General features: G+C 66.1%; 16 protein-coding genes. 10 read left to right on the top strand and 6 right to left on the bottom strand.

The annotated features are described in order from the left end of the window. Positions 1–156: 156 nt before the first annotated feature. The 3 genes from R5H30_RS05780 to R5H30_RS05770 form a co-directional block, all read right to left on the bottom strand. Entirely contained in the window at positions 157–525 is a 369-nt protein-coding gene (locus R5H30_RS05780; protein WP_318327123.1) for a VPLPA-CTERM sorting domain-containing protein, read from the bottom strand. 6 nt (positions 526–531) lie between these two features. Further along, entirely contained in the window at positions 532–849 is a 318-nt protein-coding gene (locus R5H30_RS05775) for a hypothetical protein (protein WP_318327122.1), read from the bottom strand. A gap of 197 nt (positions 850–1,046) precedes the next feature. After that, on the bottom strand, positions 1,047–1,307 hold the full coding sequence (locus R5H30_RS05770; protein WP_318327121.1) for a hypothetical protein: 261 nt from the start codon (positions 1,305–1,307) through the stop codon (positions 1,047–1,049). Positions 1,308–1,411: 104 nt separating this feature from the next. Between R5H30_RS05770 and pepN the strand changes: the two genes are divergently transcribed. Together pepN and R5H30_RS05760 are read left to right on the top strand one after the other, a co-directional pair. Next, positions 1,412–3,961 (top strand): aminopeptidase N, encoded by a 2,550-nt coding sequence (gene pepN / locus R5H30_RS05765; RefSeq protein WP_318327120.1) that lies wholly within the window; start codon positions 1,412–1,414, stop codon positions 3,959–3,961. 36 nt (positions 3,962–3,997) lie between these two features. Beyond that, the gene (locus R5H30_RS05760) at positions 3,998–4,435 is read left to right on the top strand and encodes a hypothetical protein (protein ID WP_318327119.1); all 438 of its coding nucleotides are present in this window, start codon (positions 3,998–4,000) and stop codon (positions 4,433–4,435) included. Positions 4,436–4,441: 6 nt separating this feature from the next. On the opposite strand, the gene R5H30_RS05755 is transcribed toward R5H30_RS05760, so the two are convergent. Further along, complete coding sequence (locus R5H30_RS05755; protein WP_318327118.1) at positions 4,442–5,245, bottom strand: transglycosylase SLT domain-containing protein; 804 nt, start codon at positions 5,243–5,245, stop codon at positions 4,442–4,444. A gap of 249 nt (positions 5,246–5,494) precedes the next feature. On the opposite strand from R5H30_RS05755, the gene R5H30_RS05750 reads away from it, so the two are divergent. The 4 genes from R5H30_RS05750 (at position 5,495) to R5H30_RS05735 (ending at position 9,607) form a co-directional block, all read left to right on the top strand. Then, complete coding sequence (locus R5H30_RS05750; protein ID WP_318327117.1) at positions 5,495–6,736, top strand: hypothetical protein; 1,242 nt, start codon at positions 5,495–5,497, stop codon at positions 6,734–6,736. 4 nt (positions 6,737–6,740) lie between these two features. Continuing rightward, positions 6,741–7,244 carry a hypothetical protein gene (locus R5H30_RS05745; protein WP_318327116.1) on the top strand — a complete coding sequence of 168 codons (504 nt, stop codon included), beginning with the start codon at positions 6,741–6,743 and terminating at the stop codon, positions 7,242–7,244. A 173-nt stretch (positions 7,245–7,417) separates the two neighbouring features. Beyond that, positions 7,418–8,929 carry an Asp-tRNA(Asn)/Glu-tRNA(Gln) amidotransferase subunit GatB gene (gene gatB / locus R5H30_RS05740; protein ID WP_318327115.1) on the top strand — a complete coding sequence of 504 codons (1,512 nt, stop codon included), beginning with the start codon at positions 7,418–7,420 and terminating at the stop codon, positions 8,927–8,929. A gap of 189 nt (positions 8,930–9,118) precedes the next feature. Next, positions 9,119–9,607 carry a DUF4177 domain-containing protein gene (locus R5H30_RS05735; RefSeq protein WP_318327114.1) on the top strand — a complete coding sequence of 163 codons (489 nt, stop codon included), beginning with the start codon at positions 9,119–9,121 and terminating at the stop codon, positions 9,605–9,607. A gap of 10 nt (positions 9,608–9,617) precedes the next feature. Here the strand turns inward: R5H30_RS05735 and R5H30_RS05730 are convergent, their stop codons facing one another. Beyond that, positions 9,618–9,875, bottom strand: a complete 258-nt coding sequence (locus tag R5H30_RS05730; protein WP_318327113.1) for a BolA family protein — start codon at positions 9,873–9,875, stop codon at positions 9,618–9,620. Positions 9,876–9,949: 74 nt separating this feature from the next. Between R5H30_RS05730 and R5H30_RS05725 the strand changes: the two genes are divergently transcribed. Both R5H30_RS05725 and cobS read left to right on the top strand, forming a co-directional pair. Then, positions 9,950–10,579: a DnaJ domain-containing protein gene (locus R5H30_RS05725; RefSeq protein WP_318327112.1), complete on the top strand. Its 630-nt coding sequence runs from the start codon at positions 9,950–9,952 to the stop codon at positions 10,577–10,579. Between the two features lie 120 nt (positions 10,580–10,699). Further along, on the top strand, positions 10,700–11,686 hold the full coding sequence (gene cobS / locus R5H30_RS05720) for a cobaltochelatase subunit CobS (protein WP_318327726.1): 987 nt from the start codon (positions 10,700–10,702) through the stop codon (positions 11,684–11,686). A 116-nt stretch (positions 11,687–11,802) separates the two neighbouring features. On the opposite strand, the gene R5H30_RS05715 is transcribed toward cobS, so the two are convergent. Further along, positions 11,803–12,555 (bottom strand): PRC-barrel domain-containing protein, encoded by a 753-nt coding sequence (locus R5H30_RS05715; protein WP_318327111.1) that lies wholly within the window; start codon positions 12,553–12,555, stop codon positions 11,803–11,805. A 237-nt stretch (positions 12,556–12,792) separates the two neighbouring features. Between R5H30_RS05715 and cobT the strand changes: the two genes are divergently transcribed. Next, on the top strand, positions 12,793–14,664 hold the full coding sequence (gene cobT, locus R5H30_RS05710; protein WP_318327110.1) for a cobaltochelatase subunit CobT: 1,872 nt from the start codon (positions 12,793–12,795) through the stop codon (positions 14,662–14,664). Between the two features lie 55 nt (positions 14,665–14,719). Continuing rightward, positions 14,720–16,507 carry an aminopeptidase P family protein gene (locus R5H30_RS05705; protein ID WP_318327109.1) on the top strand — a complete coding sequence of 596 codons (1,788 nt, stop codon included), beginning with the start codon at positions 14,720–14,722 and terminating at the stop codon, positions 16,505–16,507. The last annotated feature ends 20 nt before the right edge of the window (positions 16,508–16,527 follow it).

Raw genomic sequence — 16,527 nt, 5'->3', positions numbered from 1 at the left:
TCCTCCCCTTCACGTGGTCAACGTCCGAGGAGGTAAGGCAAAAGTTTCCTATAGGCAACAAGCGGTCGCGTATCGCGCCGGAGCAGTGCCGCGCAAAAAAAGCGGCGCCCATGAGGACGCCGCTTCTTCGATCGTGGGTGGGTGGGTCGGCCGGGGTCAGGCGGCCTTGCGGCGCCGCAGGAAGGCATACCCGGCCAGCCCGGTCATCAGGATCGGCAGGCCGGCGGGAAGCGGCACAGAATTGATCGCGATGTCGTCGACGAACCCGCCCAGACCGTCCGAGGCGCCGGTGGCCGAAAACAACAGCGAAACCGGAGAGCCGCCGGAAGCGACCTCGAAGCGCGCCGTGACCTTCGTCCAGGCACCCACCGCAGTGCCCTGCAGTGCATTCGGACCGGTCACGGTTCCGGCAAGCAGGCTGTTCGAAGCGCTGTCGAGCACCGAATAGGAGATGCCGTTCGTCGCTGCATTGCGCTTTCGCGGGCTGTACCAGAAGCTGAGATCGTACTTGCCGGCGCCCAGCATAAGCGTCTACATCATCGTCGAATTTTTCCGACTGTCGAGTTCGATGTAGTGCTGACCGCTGTGCGCATCGATCGAACGCAGCGTGCGGTTCGTCTGCACCTCGATGCCGGCACCCTCAACGGTGGTCCAACCCGGCAACGCCGAATAGATATCCCATCCCCCGCCGGACGTCGCGAGCGTCGACAGCGAGCGTCCATTTGCAAGACCGGCGCCCGGCGTTGAGGAATTGACGTCTTCGAAATCGCCGTTCACGACAATGGCGGCACTGGCGGAACCGGCGAGCATGAAACTAAGCGCTGCGAGCGCGGCCTTGATAACTCTCATGATGACCTCGTTACAAACATTTCGATGGCAAGAATTCCAGCGTGGAAAATACGCAAAGCGGGAAAATTCTCCAACGAAATCGCTGAAAACATGACTTAATGGTAAATCTGTGGCCGCATACGGTCGGCTTGTAGCGCTGCACAAAAAAACCCGGCCGCGAATGGCCGGGCTGGTGTCATGACGAAGGGAATCCCGGATCAGTTGCCGTCTGTCCCCTCTGCGGCTGTGCCGGTTGTCTCGGTCGTGGTCGCCTCTGAGCCCTGACCCGTTTCCGCACTCTGGGGTGCAATCGTTTCGCTGGCAGTGCCCACGTTGAGCTCTTCTTCGGCATCGCCGAATACGTTGAAGACGAGAAGAAGGGCGATAATTGCGCCAAAGGCCAATGCGGCCCAAATGCCGATCAGTGACGGGCGGTGGCGGCGCTTTTGCTTGTCGAGGTTCGTGTCGGGTGCGGACATGGCGCTCTCCTTTCCTCAAGACGTATGGAACCCGCTTGCGGGCGATTGGTTGCAGACCTAACGTGCCGGGCACCCGAAAGTTCCCACCGCCGCCGGAGCCCCCCATGCGTGACGCCGCCCCGAAGACCATTTACCTCAAGGACTACCAGCCTTTCGGCTACGACGTCGAAAGCGTGGAACTGGTCTTCGATCTCGTCCCCAACGCCACACGGGTGCGCGCGTCCATCCGGTTCGTCCCGAAGCCCGAGGGCGACAGGAACTTCTTCCTGCACGGCGAAGATCTCAAGCTGATCTCCGCCAGCATCGACGGCACGTCCGTTTCGCCCACGATCAGCGCCGAAGGTCTGACCTGCGACGTGCCCGACAAGCCGTTTCTCTGGGAGGCGGAGGTCGAGATCGATCCGCAGGGCAATACCGCGCTCGAGGGTCTCTACATGTCGAACGGCATGTACTGCACACAATGCGAGGCCGAAGGGTTTCGCAAGATCACATACTATCCGGACCGACCGGATGTGCTCAGCATCTTCACCGTCACCATAAACGGCCCGCACCCGGTTCTGCTGTCGAATGGCAATCCGACGGCCAGCGCACATCACAGCGCGACCTGGCACGACCCCTGGCCCAAGCCTGCCTACCTCTTCGCGCTTGTGGCGGGTGACCTCGTCGCCCATTCGGACAGCTTCGTCACGCGGGCGGGCCGGCATGTCGACCTCAATCTCTGGGTCCGCAAGGGTGACCTGCACAAATGCGCCTTCGGGATGCAGGCGCTCAAGGATTCGATGCGCTGGGACGAAAAGGTCTACGGGCGCGAATACGATCTCGACGTCTTCAACATCGTCGCGGTCGACGATTTCAACATGGGCGCGATGGAGAACAAGGGGCTCAACATCTTCAACTCGTCGGCCGTCCTGGCGAGTCCCGAAACCGCGACCGATGCCAATTTCGAGCGCATCGAAGCGATCATCGCGCACGAGTATTTCCACAACTGGACCGGCAACCGGATCACCTGCCGGGACTGGTTCCAGCTTTGCCTCAAGGAAGGCCTGACGGTCTTTCGCGACAGCCAGTTCACCTCGGACATGCGCTCGGCCCCGGTCAAGCGCATCGGCGACGTGATCGACCTGCGCGCGCGTCAGTTCGCCGAAGATCAGGGCCCGCTGGCCCACCCGGTCCGCCCCGAGAGCTTTCAGGAGATCAACAACTTCTATACCGCGACGGTCTACGAGAAAGGCGCCGAGGTCATCGCCATGCTCAAGCGGCTTGTCGGTGACGACGCCTACGCACAGGCGCTCGATCTCTACTTCGAGCGTCACGACGGGCAAGCCTGCACCATCGAGGACTGGCTCAAGGTCTTCGAGGATACCACCGGCCGCGACCTAACACAGTTCAAGCGCTGGTACAGCCAGGCCGGAACGCCGCGTCTGAAGGTCGAGGACAGCTTCGAGAACGGCACCTACACGCTGACCTTCACGCAAAGCCTCGCGCCCTCGAAGGCGACGCCGGAGCCCGCGCCGCAGGTGATCCCGATCGCTGTCGGCCTTCTTGGCGTGGACGGCCGCGAGGTGCGCGCGACGCAGGTGCTCGAGATGACCGAGGCCACGCAGAGCTTCCGTTTCGACGGGCTCGACGGGCGCCCGGTGCCGTCGATCCTGCGCGGTTTCTCGGCCCCGGTGATCCTCGAACGCGCGGTGCCGGAGGGCGAGAATGCGTTCCTGCTCGCGCATGACACCGACCCGTTCAACCGTTGGGACGCCGGCCGGACATTGGCCCGCCAAAGCCTAATCGCGATGATCCGCGAGGGCGCAAAGTCCGATCCGGCCTATCTCGACGGGATCCATGCCGTCCTGGCGGACGACACGCTCGATCCCGCCTACCGGGCGCTGATGCTGTCGCTGCCGTCGCAGGGCGATCTGGCGACGGCGCTGTACGACATGGGCGAGACGCCCGACCCCGACGCAATCTGGCGGGCCCGGCAGAACATGCAGAAGGCGCTCGCGGCACATCTTGCGGACCTGCTGACGCATGTCTTCGGCCGCCATCAGGTTCACGAAGACTACGCCCCCGACGCGGAGCAGGCCGGCAAGCGTGCGCTGACCGGGGCGGTCCTCGCGCTCAAGACCCGGCGCGATCTCGGCGCCGCCGCGCAGGTCCAGTTCAACAACGCCAGCAACATGACCCAGAAGATCGGCGCCCTGGCCTGCCTGGTGCGTGCCGGTCGCGGACGTGAAGCTCTTGCGAGTTTCGAAGCGCAATGGCGAGATGACCGGCTGGTGATGGACAAATGGTTCGCACTGCAGGTCATCGAGGCCAACCCCGACCAGGCCGCCGGCACCGCCGAAAGGCTGACGCGGCACACCGACTTCAACTGGAAGAACCCGAACCGGTTCCGGGCCGTGCTGGGGGCGCTGGTGATGAACCACGCGGGTTTTCACGCCGCCGATGGCAGCGGCTACCGGCTGCTGGCGGACTGGCTGATTCGGCTCGACCCGGTGAACCCGCAGACCACGGCGCGCATGTGCTCGGCCTTCCAGACCTGGCGGCGCTATGACACACGACGCCAGGCACTGATCGCAGAGGCGCTCGACCGGATCCTTGCAACCCCGGACCTCAGCCGCGACACCACCGAGATGCTGACCCGGATCCGCAACGCTTGACCGGCTACAGCCTCGCGCATCCGCACGGCCGCAGCCTTGAGCGCTGAGACTTGGCACTGGGTCGGGCGCGGGCGCCGCCCGGCGGTGGCGGCGAGCGTTCTCGCGACCTGGGCCGTGCTCCTCGCGCTTTACCTTGCCTTCGAGGCCGCAGGGTGGCTGATGGCGGCGCTGGCGCTCTTCACCCTGCCCGCCTGCCGGGACTGGATCGCGGACCCGTCCGCGGGCGTCGAGATCGATCCGGTCTCGCTTACTTGGCACTCCGGGCGCCGCAGCGGGCGCGTGACCCTGTCCGAGATCGATTTCGTGAGGCTCGACACCCGACTCGACCTGTCGGTGCGGGCGACGATCGTGACCCGGTCCCGCGACAAGTACCGCCTGCCCTTCGAAGCAACGCCGCCGCATCGCGCCTTCGAAGCCGCGCTTGCGGCGCGCGGTATCGCGGTCGAGCGCCACCATTTCTCATTTGTCGGCTGAGGCGTCTCAGCCCGACGACGGATCACCCGGTCGCATCCGCGGGCGCACCGTCTTGACCGCCACGCAATAAGGCTGCTTGCGCAGCCAGGCCTGCATGTCGCGGCGCTTCGAGGTCACGCGCATCGGCGCCCAGTCTGCCGCGACGCCCATCCAGCGCCCGCGCTTGGCCGCGATCACCCCGTCGCGCGGCACCGTTCGCGCCATGATGCGCACCGCGCAGCTGAGATTGGCTCCGCCCCGGCGCAAGCTCTCGCCCGAGCGCGCATTGCAGCGGTAGCTGCGCGCGGTACCGGGGTAGATCTGCAACAGACCGAACCACTGGTTGCGGCCGCCGACGGCGCCCTGCCGGTAGGTGCTTTCATGCTTGGCCAGCGCCGACATCATGCCGACCCAGAACGCCCGGCGCTGGCGTGTCGTGGCCTGCGGGTAATGCGGGCACCATTCGCCGATGTCGTCCGGGATGGTGTCGGTCAGCGGCCGGCCATGCGCCTTGAGTGCCGAGATCGCCACCCGGTTCCACAGCGCGTGTTCGGCCATATGGCTCCAGCGGGTCTGGGGCAAGCCGACCTCGCGCGCGGGCGGTTTGGGCAGGTGCGACGGCAGCGGCTTGGCCTCGGGCGGCGGCGGTGGCGGCAGCGGCCGGATCGCCGGCGGGCGCGGAAGGTCGCGATGCGCATCGAGCGCCAACGGCGTGACCGCGGTCACCACATCCGGCTCCGGCGCCTCTGCCGGTGCCGCCAGGCCGGCGACCGCGGTCGCCCCGACGAGAGCCGCGGGCCAAAGGAGCAGGAGCAGGCAAAACAGGCGCATGGGTCGGAATAAGACCGGTGATTCTCTGCCGTGACAAGAGCACTGAAGGCCGCGGCGGCGCGAATAACCCTCGCGGGAGCGACTTCGTGCTCAAGTCGAAACCGCGCGGCCTATTCCCGGATTCGTGGACAATCTGCCCGCATTGTCGGCCAGCGCGCACCAATGGGCGCGAGTTCAACGCCCGCCCGCCACGTTTGCGCCCAAGAAAAAGGCGATCCCTTTGGGCATCCAAGGTTAACGAGTTATGACATGACACATTTTTTCAAAGGCGCGAGCATTTCCTTCCCGGACCACGACATTTCGACATCGCGACGGAGACGGTCGCGCGTGGGCGCAGGCCTGTCTTGGCTTGCCGAGATCAACACCCGGCGCGCGCCGTCCGGAGCCCTTCACATCGCCTGTGCCGATCCGTGTGCCGAGGCGCGCAGGCGTGACGTGTTGCGCGACGAAGGCCACCAGCTTGCCGCGCAGGGGCAGTGGCACCGGCTATCCGAAAGACTGGCCGACTGCGACGCGGCGCGCGACAAGACGCCCGGCGGCAAACCCAAGGCCGAGCTTCTGGCACAAGGTGCACGGCGTCATCTCGCACCCCGGTTGGACCGCATCCAGCGGCGCGGACCCAGCGCACGCGACGCTCACCTGCGGGCGCTGTTCGCGCGGACCGTCGACGATCCCATGCTGGCCGCCGTTCTCGCCGTGGCTCATGTCGATGCTGCGCGCGCCAAGACGTCGCGGCGGTTGTTCCGCAAGCGGCGCGCGGTTCTCGCGGCACGGCACTTCGAACGCGCCGAGGCGCTGCTGCGTCCGCATGAGGCCCGTGCAATCGGTGCGCCGCTGGTCGCCGCCGCCACCTGCGGCCTTCTTGCTGGACGTGTGGATGCGCGCCACCGCGTGGTGCCGGACTACGAGACCCTGATCGACCTCGACATGGACAACCCGGCCCCGATGCGCTCGCTCGGGCGCCAGTTACTGCCCACGGCCTTCGGCGCGCGCGACACGCTCGAGCGCGAGGCCGTGCGCTGCGCCGCGCGGACCCGCGCGCGCTGGGGCGAAGGCGGATACACCTGGGTCATGCTCGACGCGATCCGGATCGACGACGCGGCCTGCGCAGCACTCGACGTGGATTTCTTCATCGACGGCCTGCGCGACATCCTCGCCCGGGACCCCTCGCAGACCACGGTCAATCTGTTCGCTGCGGCGCTCTCCACCCTGCGCACGGACGCGCCGTCGCCGTCGCCGCGCGCCGACGCCAATCGCGCGCGCATCGCCGCCTGCGCGGACTGGATCGTGCGCGATCACCTGCGCGAACTTCACCCCGACGTCTGGTTGGAAGAGCGGCGCGGCGCTGCTGCCGGGCGTCTCACGCCGCGCCAGGCCGAGGCCGAGCGGCGCGCGGCGCTGGATTTTCTCGCGGACCATTTCACCTCGGAGATCGCCGCCGGCCAGCAGATCCGGTTCACCGAGCAGGGTCCGGTGTCCGGACCGGTCTGAGCCGATGATCGCAGGCCCCCCGCAAAGCTGGGAAATACCGACGGACGCCGTACATTGGGACAGCGGCGACTGGATCGACTGGTATCGCCGACAAGGGACAGCGGAGCCCGGCGAGATCGCGCCGGAGGTCGATCCGGACGCCAGGGTGCGCCTAGCCTACCGGGCGCTCTTGCAGACCGCGAAGCTTTACCACGAGGCCACGGGCCGGCACCTGCCGGTCTACGAGGCGTTGGCCGAGTTGCATGGCGTGGTGGCGCATGGCCTGAGCCTCGACCGGGACCGGCAGGACACCACCTTACGTATCGCCTGCATCGCGCCTTACGCCGAGCCGCGGCTCCTCCGGATCGACTTCGCGCAGGAGTTCGACAGGCTTCTGGCGGTATCCATCGCGCCCGATTTCGGAATCGAAAGCCGCTTGATCGAACGGCACCAGTTGCACGGGTGCATCAAGGGCGTCGCGCGGCTCAAGTGGTCGGAGCTGCCACAGCCGGACACCGGCACCGGCTAGCAGGGGTCGGGTCCGGCACGTCCCACCCGCTTTTCGAAGCTGCGTTTGCATGAGCAAGCGACGCGGATCGACGCCCTGCCGCCAGACCGAAGGCCGTACCGGCCGATGCCCTTGCCCCACACTGTCCGCTGATCTATGACCGCGGCAATCGCCAGACTGACCGGGACTCCGCCATGCTCGACCTGACATATGACACGCCGAAACCCAAGGTGATCTCCGGGGCCACGCACGACTGGGAACTCGTCATCGGCATGGAGGTCCATGCCCAGGTCACCTCGAACGCCAAGCTGTTTTCGGGAGCCTCGACACGCTTCGGGGCCGAGCCCAACGCCAACGTCGCCTTCGTGGACGCGGCGATGCCCGGCATGCTGCCGGTGATCAATGAATTCTGTGTCGAGCAGGCAGTGCGCACCGGGCTGGGTCTGAAGGCCAGGATCAACCTGACCTCGGCTTTCGACCGCAAGAATTATTTCTACCCGGACCTGCCGCAGGGCTACCAGATCAGCCAGCTTTACCACCCCATCGTCGGCGAGGGCGAAGTGCTGGTCGAGATGGGCGACGGGACCGCGCGCCATGTGCGGATCGAGCGCATTCACCTCGAACAGGACGCCGGCAAGTCGATCCACGACATGGACCCGAACATGTCTTTCGTGGATCTCAACCGCACCGGCGTCGCGCTGATGGAGATCGTCTCGCGCCCCGACCTGCGCGGACCCGAGGAAGCCGCAGCCTACGTGGTCAAGCTGCGCCAGATCCTGCGCTATCTCGGCACCTGTGACGGCAACATGCAGAACGGCAACCTTCGCGCAGACGTCAACGTGTCGGTCTGCCGTCCGGGAGACTACGAAAAGTACCAGGCCACCCAGGATTTTTCGCATCTCGGGACCCGCTGCGAAATCAAGAACATGAACTCGATGCGTTTCATCCAGGCCGCCATCGACTACGAGGCGCGTCGTCAGATCGGCATTCTCGAAGCCGCCGGTATCGTCGATCAGGAGACGCGGCTCTATGATCCGGACCGCAACGAAACCCGCTCGATGCGCTCCAAGGAAGAGGCGCATGACTACCGCTATTTCCCCGACCCCGACCTTCTGCCGCTCGAGATCGAGCAGGGCTGGGTGGACGACATCGCGGCCAACCTGCCCGAGCTTCCCGACCAGAAGAAGGCCCGCTTCATCGGCGATTTCGGCCTGTCGGACTACGACGCCTCGGTGCTGACCGCCGATCTCGCCTCGGCGGGCTACTTCGAGGCGGTGGCGGCGGGCCGCGACGGAAAGATGGCCGCGAACTGGGTCATCAACGAACTTTTCGGCCGGCTCAAGAAAGAAGATCACGACATCACCGAAAGCCCGATTTCGGCCGTGCAACTCGGTGCGATCATCGACCTGATCCAGAAGGGCGACATCTCGGGCAAGATCGCCAAGGATCTCTTCGAGATCGTCTATTCCGAGGGCGGCGACCCGGCGGTGATCGTCGAGGAACGCGGCATGAAGCAGGTGACCGACACCGGCGCGATCGAGGCCGCGGTGGACGAGATCATCGCCGCCAACCCCGCCCAAGTCGAGAAGGCCAAGCAGAACCCCAAGCTTGCAGGCTGGTTCGTGGGCCAGGTGATGAAGGCGACCGGCGGCAAGGCCAACCCCAAAGCCGTGAACGAAATCGTGTCGCGCAAGCTCGCGGGCTGACCGTCACGCGCACCGCCGCGCTGGTTCTGGCGGTCGGACGTCGCCTCGTCACAACCGCGGGCGCGTGTCGCGCAAGTCATTTGCGGTTCCACGCGCAACGCGAGATGACGTACCGACCGCGCCGCATTGCCCTTCCCCGCCTTGAAACCCCTTGCTATAGAGCAGGCCTCAACCGTCCCCGGGGGATCCATGACAAGCTTCGAATACCGCGTCGTACCTGCGCCCGCCAAGGGCCTGAAGGCCAAGGGCATCAAGACCCCCGAAGCGCGGTTTTCCTATGCGCTGGAAGACCTGATGAACCGCATGGGGGCCGCCGGCTGGGAGTATCAGCGCGCCGAGACACTGCCCTCGCTCGAACGCTCCGGCCTCGCTTCGACGACCACCGAGTGGCGCAACGTGCTGGTGTTCCGGCGCGAGCGCGCGGTACAGGCGCTTCCGGACGAACCGGCGCTGCTGGCGGCGCCAGAGGCCCAGCAGGACGCGACCGAACCCGAGGGTGAGAGCGTGCAAGAGGACGACACGTCGGACCTGTCGACCCGGTCGGACCCGTCGCAGAGCGCGGGTGCCTCGCGCATGCTGCGCGACAACGGGGTCGAAGAAGCCAGCGACGTCTCGGGCGTCACCTCGTCGCTCAAGCAGCTGGTGGCGAGCCGCAGCTTCCGCAAGCCGGGCGACTAACCCGCCCGCGTCATTCGCCGATGTCGAGCGACAGCGCGTGGATCCGGCTCATCAGGTCTGGACCCAGTGCCTCGTGAACGGCACGATGCCGCCTGATCCGGCTCATGTCCTTGAAGGCCTCGGCCCTTATCGCCACATTGAAATGGCTTTCGCCCCCGTCCGTGTAACCTGCATGTCCGCGGTGGCGTTCGCTGTCGTCCACAACCTCCAGCACCCGAGGCGCGAACGCATCGCGAAGGCGATCTTCAATCTGCTGTGTCTTGGTCATTTTTTTCACCTGCCCCCTTCAAACCTGCGCCGCAGAGTTTAAACTGACTGGCCTTGAGTCGAAAGGTTCCAAACATGCCCAAGCCTGATCCCTTCGGATTCGACATGTCCGTGTCTTCCGCCAAGAAGAAGAACCCGCGCGGACGCCGAGGCATGTCCGGTGCGTCGGAGACGTCGACCCGGGTCTGCGATCACGAGGGCTGCAACGAGGCCGGCAAGTATCGCGCGCCGAAAGCGCCCGACGTCCTCGACGATTTCTTCTGGTTCTGCCAGAAGCACGTGCGCGAGTACAATCTCAAGTGGAACTTCTTCGACGGCACGACCGAAGCCGAGATGAACGCGCAGATGTCCAAGGACAAGGTCTGGGAACGCGCCACGAAACCGCTCGGCGACCCCGAGCAGCGCGCATGGGCGCGGCTCGGCATCGAGGACCCGCACCAGGTCTTGGGCGCGAACGGCACCCAGAACCCCGGGCGCAAATCCAATGGCGGCGGCCGCCGCCTGCCGCCGACCGAACGCCGCGCGCTCGAGATCCTCGAAGGTCAGGATCACTGGACCAAGGCCGAGGCGCGCAAGGCCTACAAGGCGCTGATCAAGGTGCTGCACCCCGACATGAACGGCGGCGACCGCAGCCAGGAGGAACAGCTCCAGCAGGTCGTCTGGGCCTGGGACCAGATCAAGGTGAGCCGCAACTTCAAGGACTGACACCCTCTGGTCCGGCGGCAGTGCCGCCTTTCCCTTGCGCCTGCCCGCGATATGTTGCACCACGGCGCGCGCGAACACGTGCCTCCGAAAGGGAGCAAAATGAGCAAGGACAGGAAGGCGATGGCGGACGGCGGACTCGATATCAAGGTGAAGCCGACCGAGGAGATCTCGGTCCGGGAAGAGTTCGGCATCGACACCGACATGGTCGTCAAGGGTTTCGCCGAGCGCACCGACCGCGTGCCGGAATTCGACGCGACCTACAAGTTCGACCCCGACACCACGCTCGCCATTCTCGCCGGGTTCTCGCACAACCGCCGCGTCATGATCCAGGGGTATCACGGCACCGGCAAGTCGACCCATATCGAACAGGTCGCGGCGCGGCTTAACTGGCCCACGGTGCGCGTGAATCTCGACAGTCACATCAGCCGCATCGACCTGATCGGCAAGGACGCGATCAAGCTAAAGGACGGCAAGCAGGTCACCGAGTTCCAGGAAGGCATCCTGCCCTGGGCGCTGCGCAATCCCACGGCCATCGTCTTCGACGAGTACGACGCCGGACGGGCCGACGTAATGTTCGTGATCCAGCGGGTTCTCGAAGTCGACGGCAAGCTGACGTTGCTCGACCAGAACAAGGTGCTGACGCCGCATCCGCATTTCCGCATCTTCGCCACCGCGAACACGGTCGGTCTTGGGGACACGACGGGACTGTACCACGGCACCCAGCAGATCAACCAGGGCCAGATGGACCGCTGGTCATTGGTGGCGACCTTGAACTACCTGTCGATCGACGCGGAGACCGCAATCGTTCTGGCCAAGAACCCGCATTACAACACCGAGAAGGGCCGCAAGACCATCAAGCAGATGGTCACCGTCGCGGACCTGACCCGGACCGCCTTCATGAACGGCGATCTTTCGACGGTGATGAGTCCAAGGACGGTGATCTCCTGGGCACAGAACGCCGAGATCTTCCGCAACATCGGGTACGCGTTCCGGCTGTCGTTTCTCAACAAGTGCGACGAGCTGGAACGCCAGACCGTGGCCGAGTTCTACCAGCGCCTCTTCGACGAGGAACTGCCCGAGAGCGCGGCCAACGTCAGCCTCGGCTGATCGACCGTCGGCCTCAAACCGGTATCAGCCCGCGATACTCGGGCACGCATCAAACATCATTTAAAAAAAATGGGCCGCCCCGAGACCGGGGCGGCCCTGCACCTTCTGAGGTGCGATCAGTTTCCGTCGGCTGCCGGGGCAGTGCCCGTACCGAGGGCCGGATCGGCCGCGGGCGCTTGGGCGGCGGCCTGCGCTGCCTGGTCAGCGGCCGTGATAAAGGATTCGGCGGCTTCGAGGTCGGCCTTGGTGGCCGAGGTCACGAGGCGCACGTTGCCCATGTCGTCGGTCGTGGTCGAGAAGCTGTCCATGCCGATGGCGACATCTTTCTCGCCAATGCCGAGGAAGCCTCCGACACCGATGACGACACCTTCGACCGCGCCTTCGAGGCTGATGATCAGGTTGTCGATTTCGCCGACGTCTTCACCCGCGGACGAGTAGACGTTCGAGCCGATCAGATCTTCCGCGAGAATCGTGCTTTCGCTTTGCATCACGATCTGGCCTTCGACCGGCTTGGCAGGTTCTTCCGCGGGGGCTTCGGCGGTCTCGGTCGCCATGCCGTCCTGTGCCACGTCAGCTTCAGGAGCTTCGGCCGTTGCATCAGCCGCGGGCGCTTCCTCGACCGGCGCCTCGGCGCTGTCGGTCTCCTGCATTTCGGTGTCGGCTTCAGGTGCTTCGGCCGTTTCGCTGTCGGCGGCCGGCATCTCGGCGTCGCCCTCGACTTCTGCCGTGGCATCGCCTTCGACCTGCGCCTCGGCGGCAGGCTCTTCGGTGGCCTCGTCGGTGGCCGTCTGCGCGAACGCATAGGCTGGTGCGGTCGACAGCAGGGCCACAAGAGCCAGGCGGCTGGTCTGTTGCATGAAATTGCTCATCTCGGGTCTCCTTTCCAAGTCCTCAGTCCGCGGGCGAAACTGCTTCGCACCGCGCTTCGGGATGTGCCGGAGTAACTGCGCATCCCCGACGGCGGTTCCCTCGGGGAAATCGCGCGATGGGCGAAAACACGCCGACCGGGTCCCGCGACGGGGTCTCCTGCGCCCCTTTGACCCTGCCTGCAAAAGCTGCGAAACCTGCGCCAGACCTACGACATCCGCCACACGAGGCTCGCAGCCATGAAGCAGTCCGACAATCCGGCCGACGCGTTCAAGAAGGCGCTTGCCGAGGCGACCAAGGTCATGGCGCACGATGCCGAGCTCAACGTCAGCTACTCGGTCGATCCCGCGGGCATGTCCGGCGACGCGATGCGCCTGCCCCAGGTCAGCCGCCGGATGACCCGCGACGAGGTGCTGCTGGCGCGCGGCACGGCCGACGCTCTGGCGCTGCACCGGCGCTATCACAACGGCCAGACCCATGCGCGGTACCAGCCGCAGGGCGAAATGGCGCGCGATCTCTACGAAGCGATGGAAACGGCGCGCTGCGAGGCGATGGGCGCGCGCGACATGCCCGGCACCGCGCAGAACATCGACGCCAAGATCGCCTGGGAGGCGATGCGAAAGGGCTACGACCAGGTGCGGCAGTCCTCGGACGTGCCGCTGTCGGTGGCGGCGGGCTACCTCATCCGCCACCTCGCCACCGGGCGCGACATGCCCGCGGGTGCCCGGAACGCGATGGAGTTGTGGCGCGGCTTCATCGAGGACCAGGCGGGCGGCACGCTGGACGATGTGCAGGGCACGCTCGACGACCAGGCCGCCTTTGCGAAATTCGCCCGGCAGATCATTTCGGACCTCGGGTATGGCGACCAGCTGGGCGAGGATCCCGACGAGATCGACGAGGACCAGCAGGACGAGGCGGAGGACGGCGACGAGGAAGACCAAGAGCCCGACAGCACCGGACAGGACGACCAGGAAGACGAAGCCGACGCCTCGCCCGAACAGTCCCAGGACGAGCAGCAGGACGCCGCCGAAGCGCAGGTGTCGATGGACGACATGGCCGACCAAGAACTGGGCGAGGAGGCCGAGATGCCCGAGGGCGAGGCGCCACTCGAGCCCCCTGCCCCGCAACCCGCCTCGGAGGCCGATCCGGATTACCTGGTGTTCCTGTCGGACCATGACGAGATCATCCATGCCGAGGATCTCGCCGAACCTGTCGAGCTGGAACGCCTGCGCGCGTATCTCGACCAGCAGCTCGAACCGCTGAAAGGGGCCGTCGGACGGCTGGCCAACAAACTGCAGCGCCGCCTGCAGGCGCAGCAGAACCGCAGTTGGGAATTCGACCTCGAGGAGGGCATTCTGGACGCCGGGCGCCTTGCGCGGGTCGTGGCGAACCCGACGACGCCCTTGTCCTTCAAGGTCGAGAAGGACACCGAGTTCCGCGACACGGTCGTCACGCTGCTGCTCGACAATTCCGGCTCGATGCGCGGCCGGCCGATCTCGATCGCTGCGATCTGCGCCGACGTGCTCGCGCGCACGCTCGAGCGCTGCAACGTCAAGGTCGAGATCCTCGGCTTCACGACGCGGGCCTGGAAAGGCGGACAGGCCCGAGAGGCCTGGCTCAACGAGGGCCGGCCGCAGCAGCCGGGCCGGCTCAACGACCTGCGCCACATCATCTACAAGTCCGCCGACGCGCCCTGGCGGCGCACCCGCACGAACCTCGGGCTGATGATGAAAGAAGGCCTGCTGAAGGAGAACATCGACGGCGAGGCTCTGGAATGGGCGCACCGCCGGATGCTGGGGCGGGCCGAGGCGCGCAAGATCCTGATGGTGATCTCGGATGGTGCACCGGTCGACGATTCGACCCTGTCGGTGAATCCCGCCAGCTACCTCGAGAAGCACCTGCGCGACGTGATCGCAATGGTCGAGAAGCGAAAGGCGGTCGAGCTGCTGGCGATCGGCATCGGCCATGACGTGACGCGCTACTACGACCGCGCGGTCACGATCACCGACGTCGACCAGCTGGCCGGGGCGATGACCGAGCAGCTGGCGGCGCTTTTCGACAAGGATCCGCGGGCGCGGGCCCGGATCATGGGGATCCGGAAGGCCAGCTAGACTGGCCTGCCTCCGGCGGGGATATTTATCAACCAGAGAAGCAGGGGAACGCTGCATGTTTCAGTCCTTCGCGGTCACCGCACGCCCGGAACAGGGGCCGCCGCGGCTCGATGCCTTGCGGGCCGAACTCGAGGCCGAGGGGCTCGACGGATTCCTGGTGCCGCGCGCCGACGCGCATCAGGGCGAATACGTCGCCGCCCATGACGAGCGCCTGGCCTGGCTGACCGGTTTCACCGGATCGGCCGGATTCTGCGCGGCGCTGCGGGCGGTGGCGGGTGTCTTCGTCGACGGGCGCTACCGGACGCAGGTCAAGGCACAGGTCGCGCCCTGCTACACGCCCGTGCCCTGGCCCGACGTGTCGCTGGGCGCATGGCTGCGCGAGCACCTGCCCGAAGGCGGTGTCGTGGGGTTCGATCCCTGGTTGCACTCGGTCGGTCAGATGGAGGCGCTGGCCGAGAGCCTTGCGGGCAGCGGCATCGAGATGCGGGCGGTGGCGAACCTCGTCGACCGGATCTGGGAGGACCAGCCCGAGCCACCGATGGAACCTGCGAACGTTCACCCGCTCGAGTTCGCGGGCGAGCGCCATGACGACAAGCGCGCCCGGCTGGGCGCCGAGCTTGTCGATGCGGGCCAGGTGGCGGCGGCAATCACGTTGCCGGATTCGCTCTGCTGGCTTCTGAACATCCGAGGCGCGGACATCCCGCGCAACCCGATCGCCCAGGGCTTTGCCGTGCTGCACGCCGATGGCCGCGTTGAGCTTTTCATGGCGGATGCGAAGCTCGAGGGCCTTAGGGACCATCTCGGCCCGGATGTGACCGTGCACGCACCGCAGGACTTCATCGCGGCACTTGGCGCACTCGACGGTCCTGTCCGCGTCGACAAGCAGACCGTGCCGATGATCGTGGCCGAGGCGCTGGCGGATCCGGTGTATTCGACCGATCCCTGCGCCCTGCCGAAGGCGCGCAAGAACGCCGCCGAGATCGAAGGCAGCGCCGCGGCACACCTGCGCGACGGGGCTTCTGTGGTCGAGCTTCTGGCGTGGCTCGACGCGCAGGCACCAGACAGCCTCACCGAGACACAGGTCGTGACCAAGCTCGAAGGCCTGCGGCGCAGCGACAATGCGCTGCAGGACATCAGCTTCGAGACCATCGCCGGGACCGGACCACATGGCGCGATCATGCATTACCGCGTGACCGAGGAGACCGACGCGCCTTTGCAGGACGGCCAGTTGATCGTGATCGACAGCGGCGGACAGTACCTCGACGGGACCACCGACATCACCCGGACCATCGCCATCGGCGCGCCGCCGCCAGAGGCCTGCGACGCCTTCACGCGCGTGCTGCAGGGCATGATCGCGATGAGCCGGCTGCGCTGGCCCGAGGGGCTGGCCGGGCGCGACATCGAGGCGGTGGGTCGCATGCCGCTGTGGCTCGCGGGCCAGGATTTCGACCACGGGCTGGGCCACGGCGTCGGGGCTTATCTGTCGGTGCACGAGGGCCCGCAGCGGCTGAGCCGGATCAGCACGGTACCGCTGGAACCCGGCATGATCCTGTCGAACGAGCCGGGGTATTACCGCGAGGGCGCCTTCGGCATCCGGATCGAGAACCTCGTTGTCTGCCGCAGGGCAGACCCCCTGCCCGGCGGCGACAATCACCGCGACATGCTCGACTGGCGCACGCTGACCTTCGTGCCGGTCGACCGCCGGCTGGTCGTGCCGGAGTTGCTGACACGGGCCGAGCGCGACTGGCTGAACGCGTATCACGCGGAGGTCGCGGAAAAGATCGGGCCACGTCTATCGGAGCCTGCGAAAACGTGGTTGGATGCCGCGACCGCGCCGATCTGAGGCGCGTCTGTCACGGTCCT

Source organism: Roseobacter sp. FCG-D35, assembly GCF_033436665.1.
GTDB lineage: Bacteria > Pseudomonadota > Alphaproteobacteria > Rhodobacterales > Rhodobacteraceae > JAWQFO01.
Note: the sequence above shows the minus strand (reverse complement) of the source record. Positions and strands in the feature narration are given on the sequence as shown.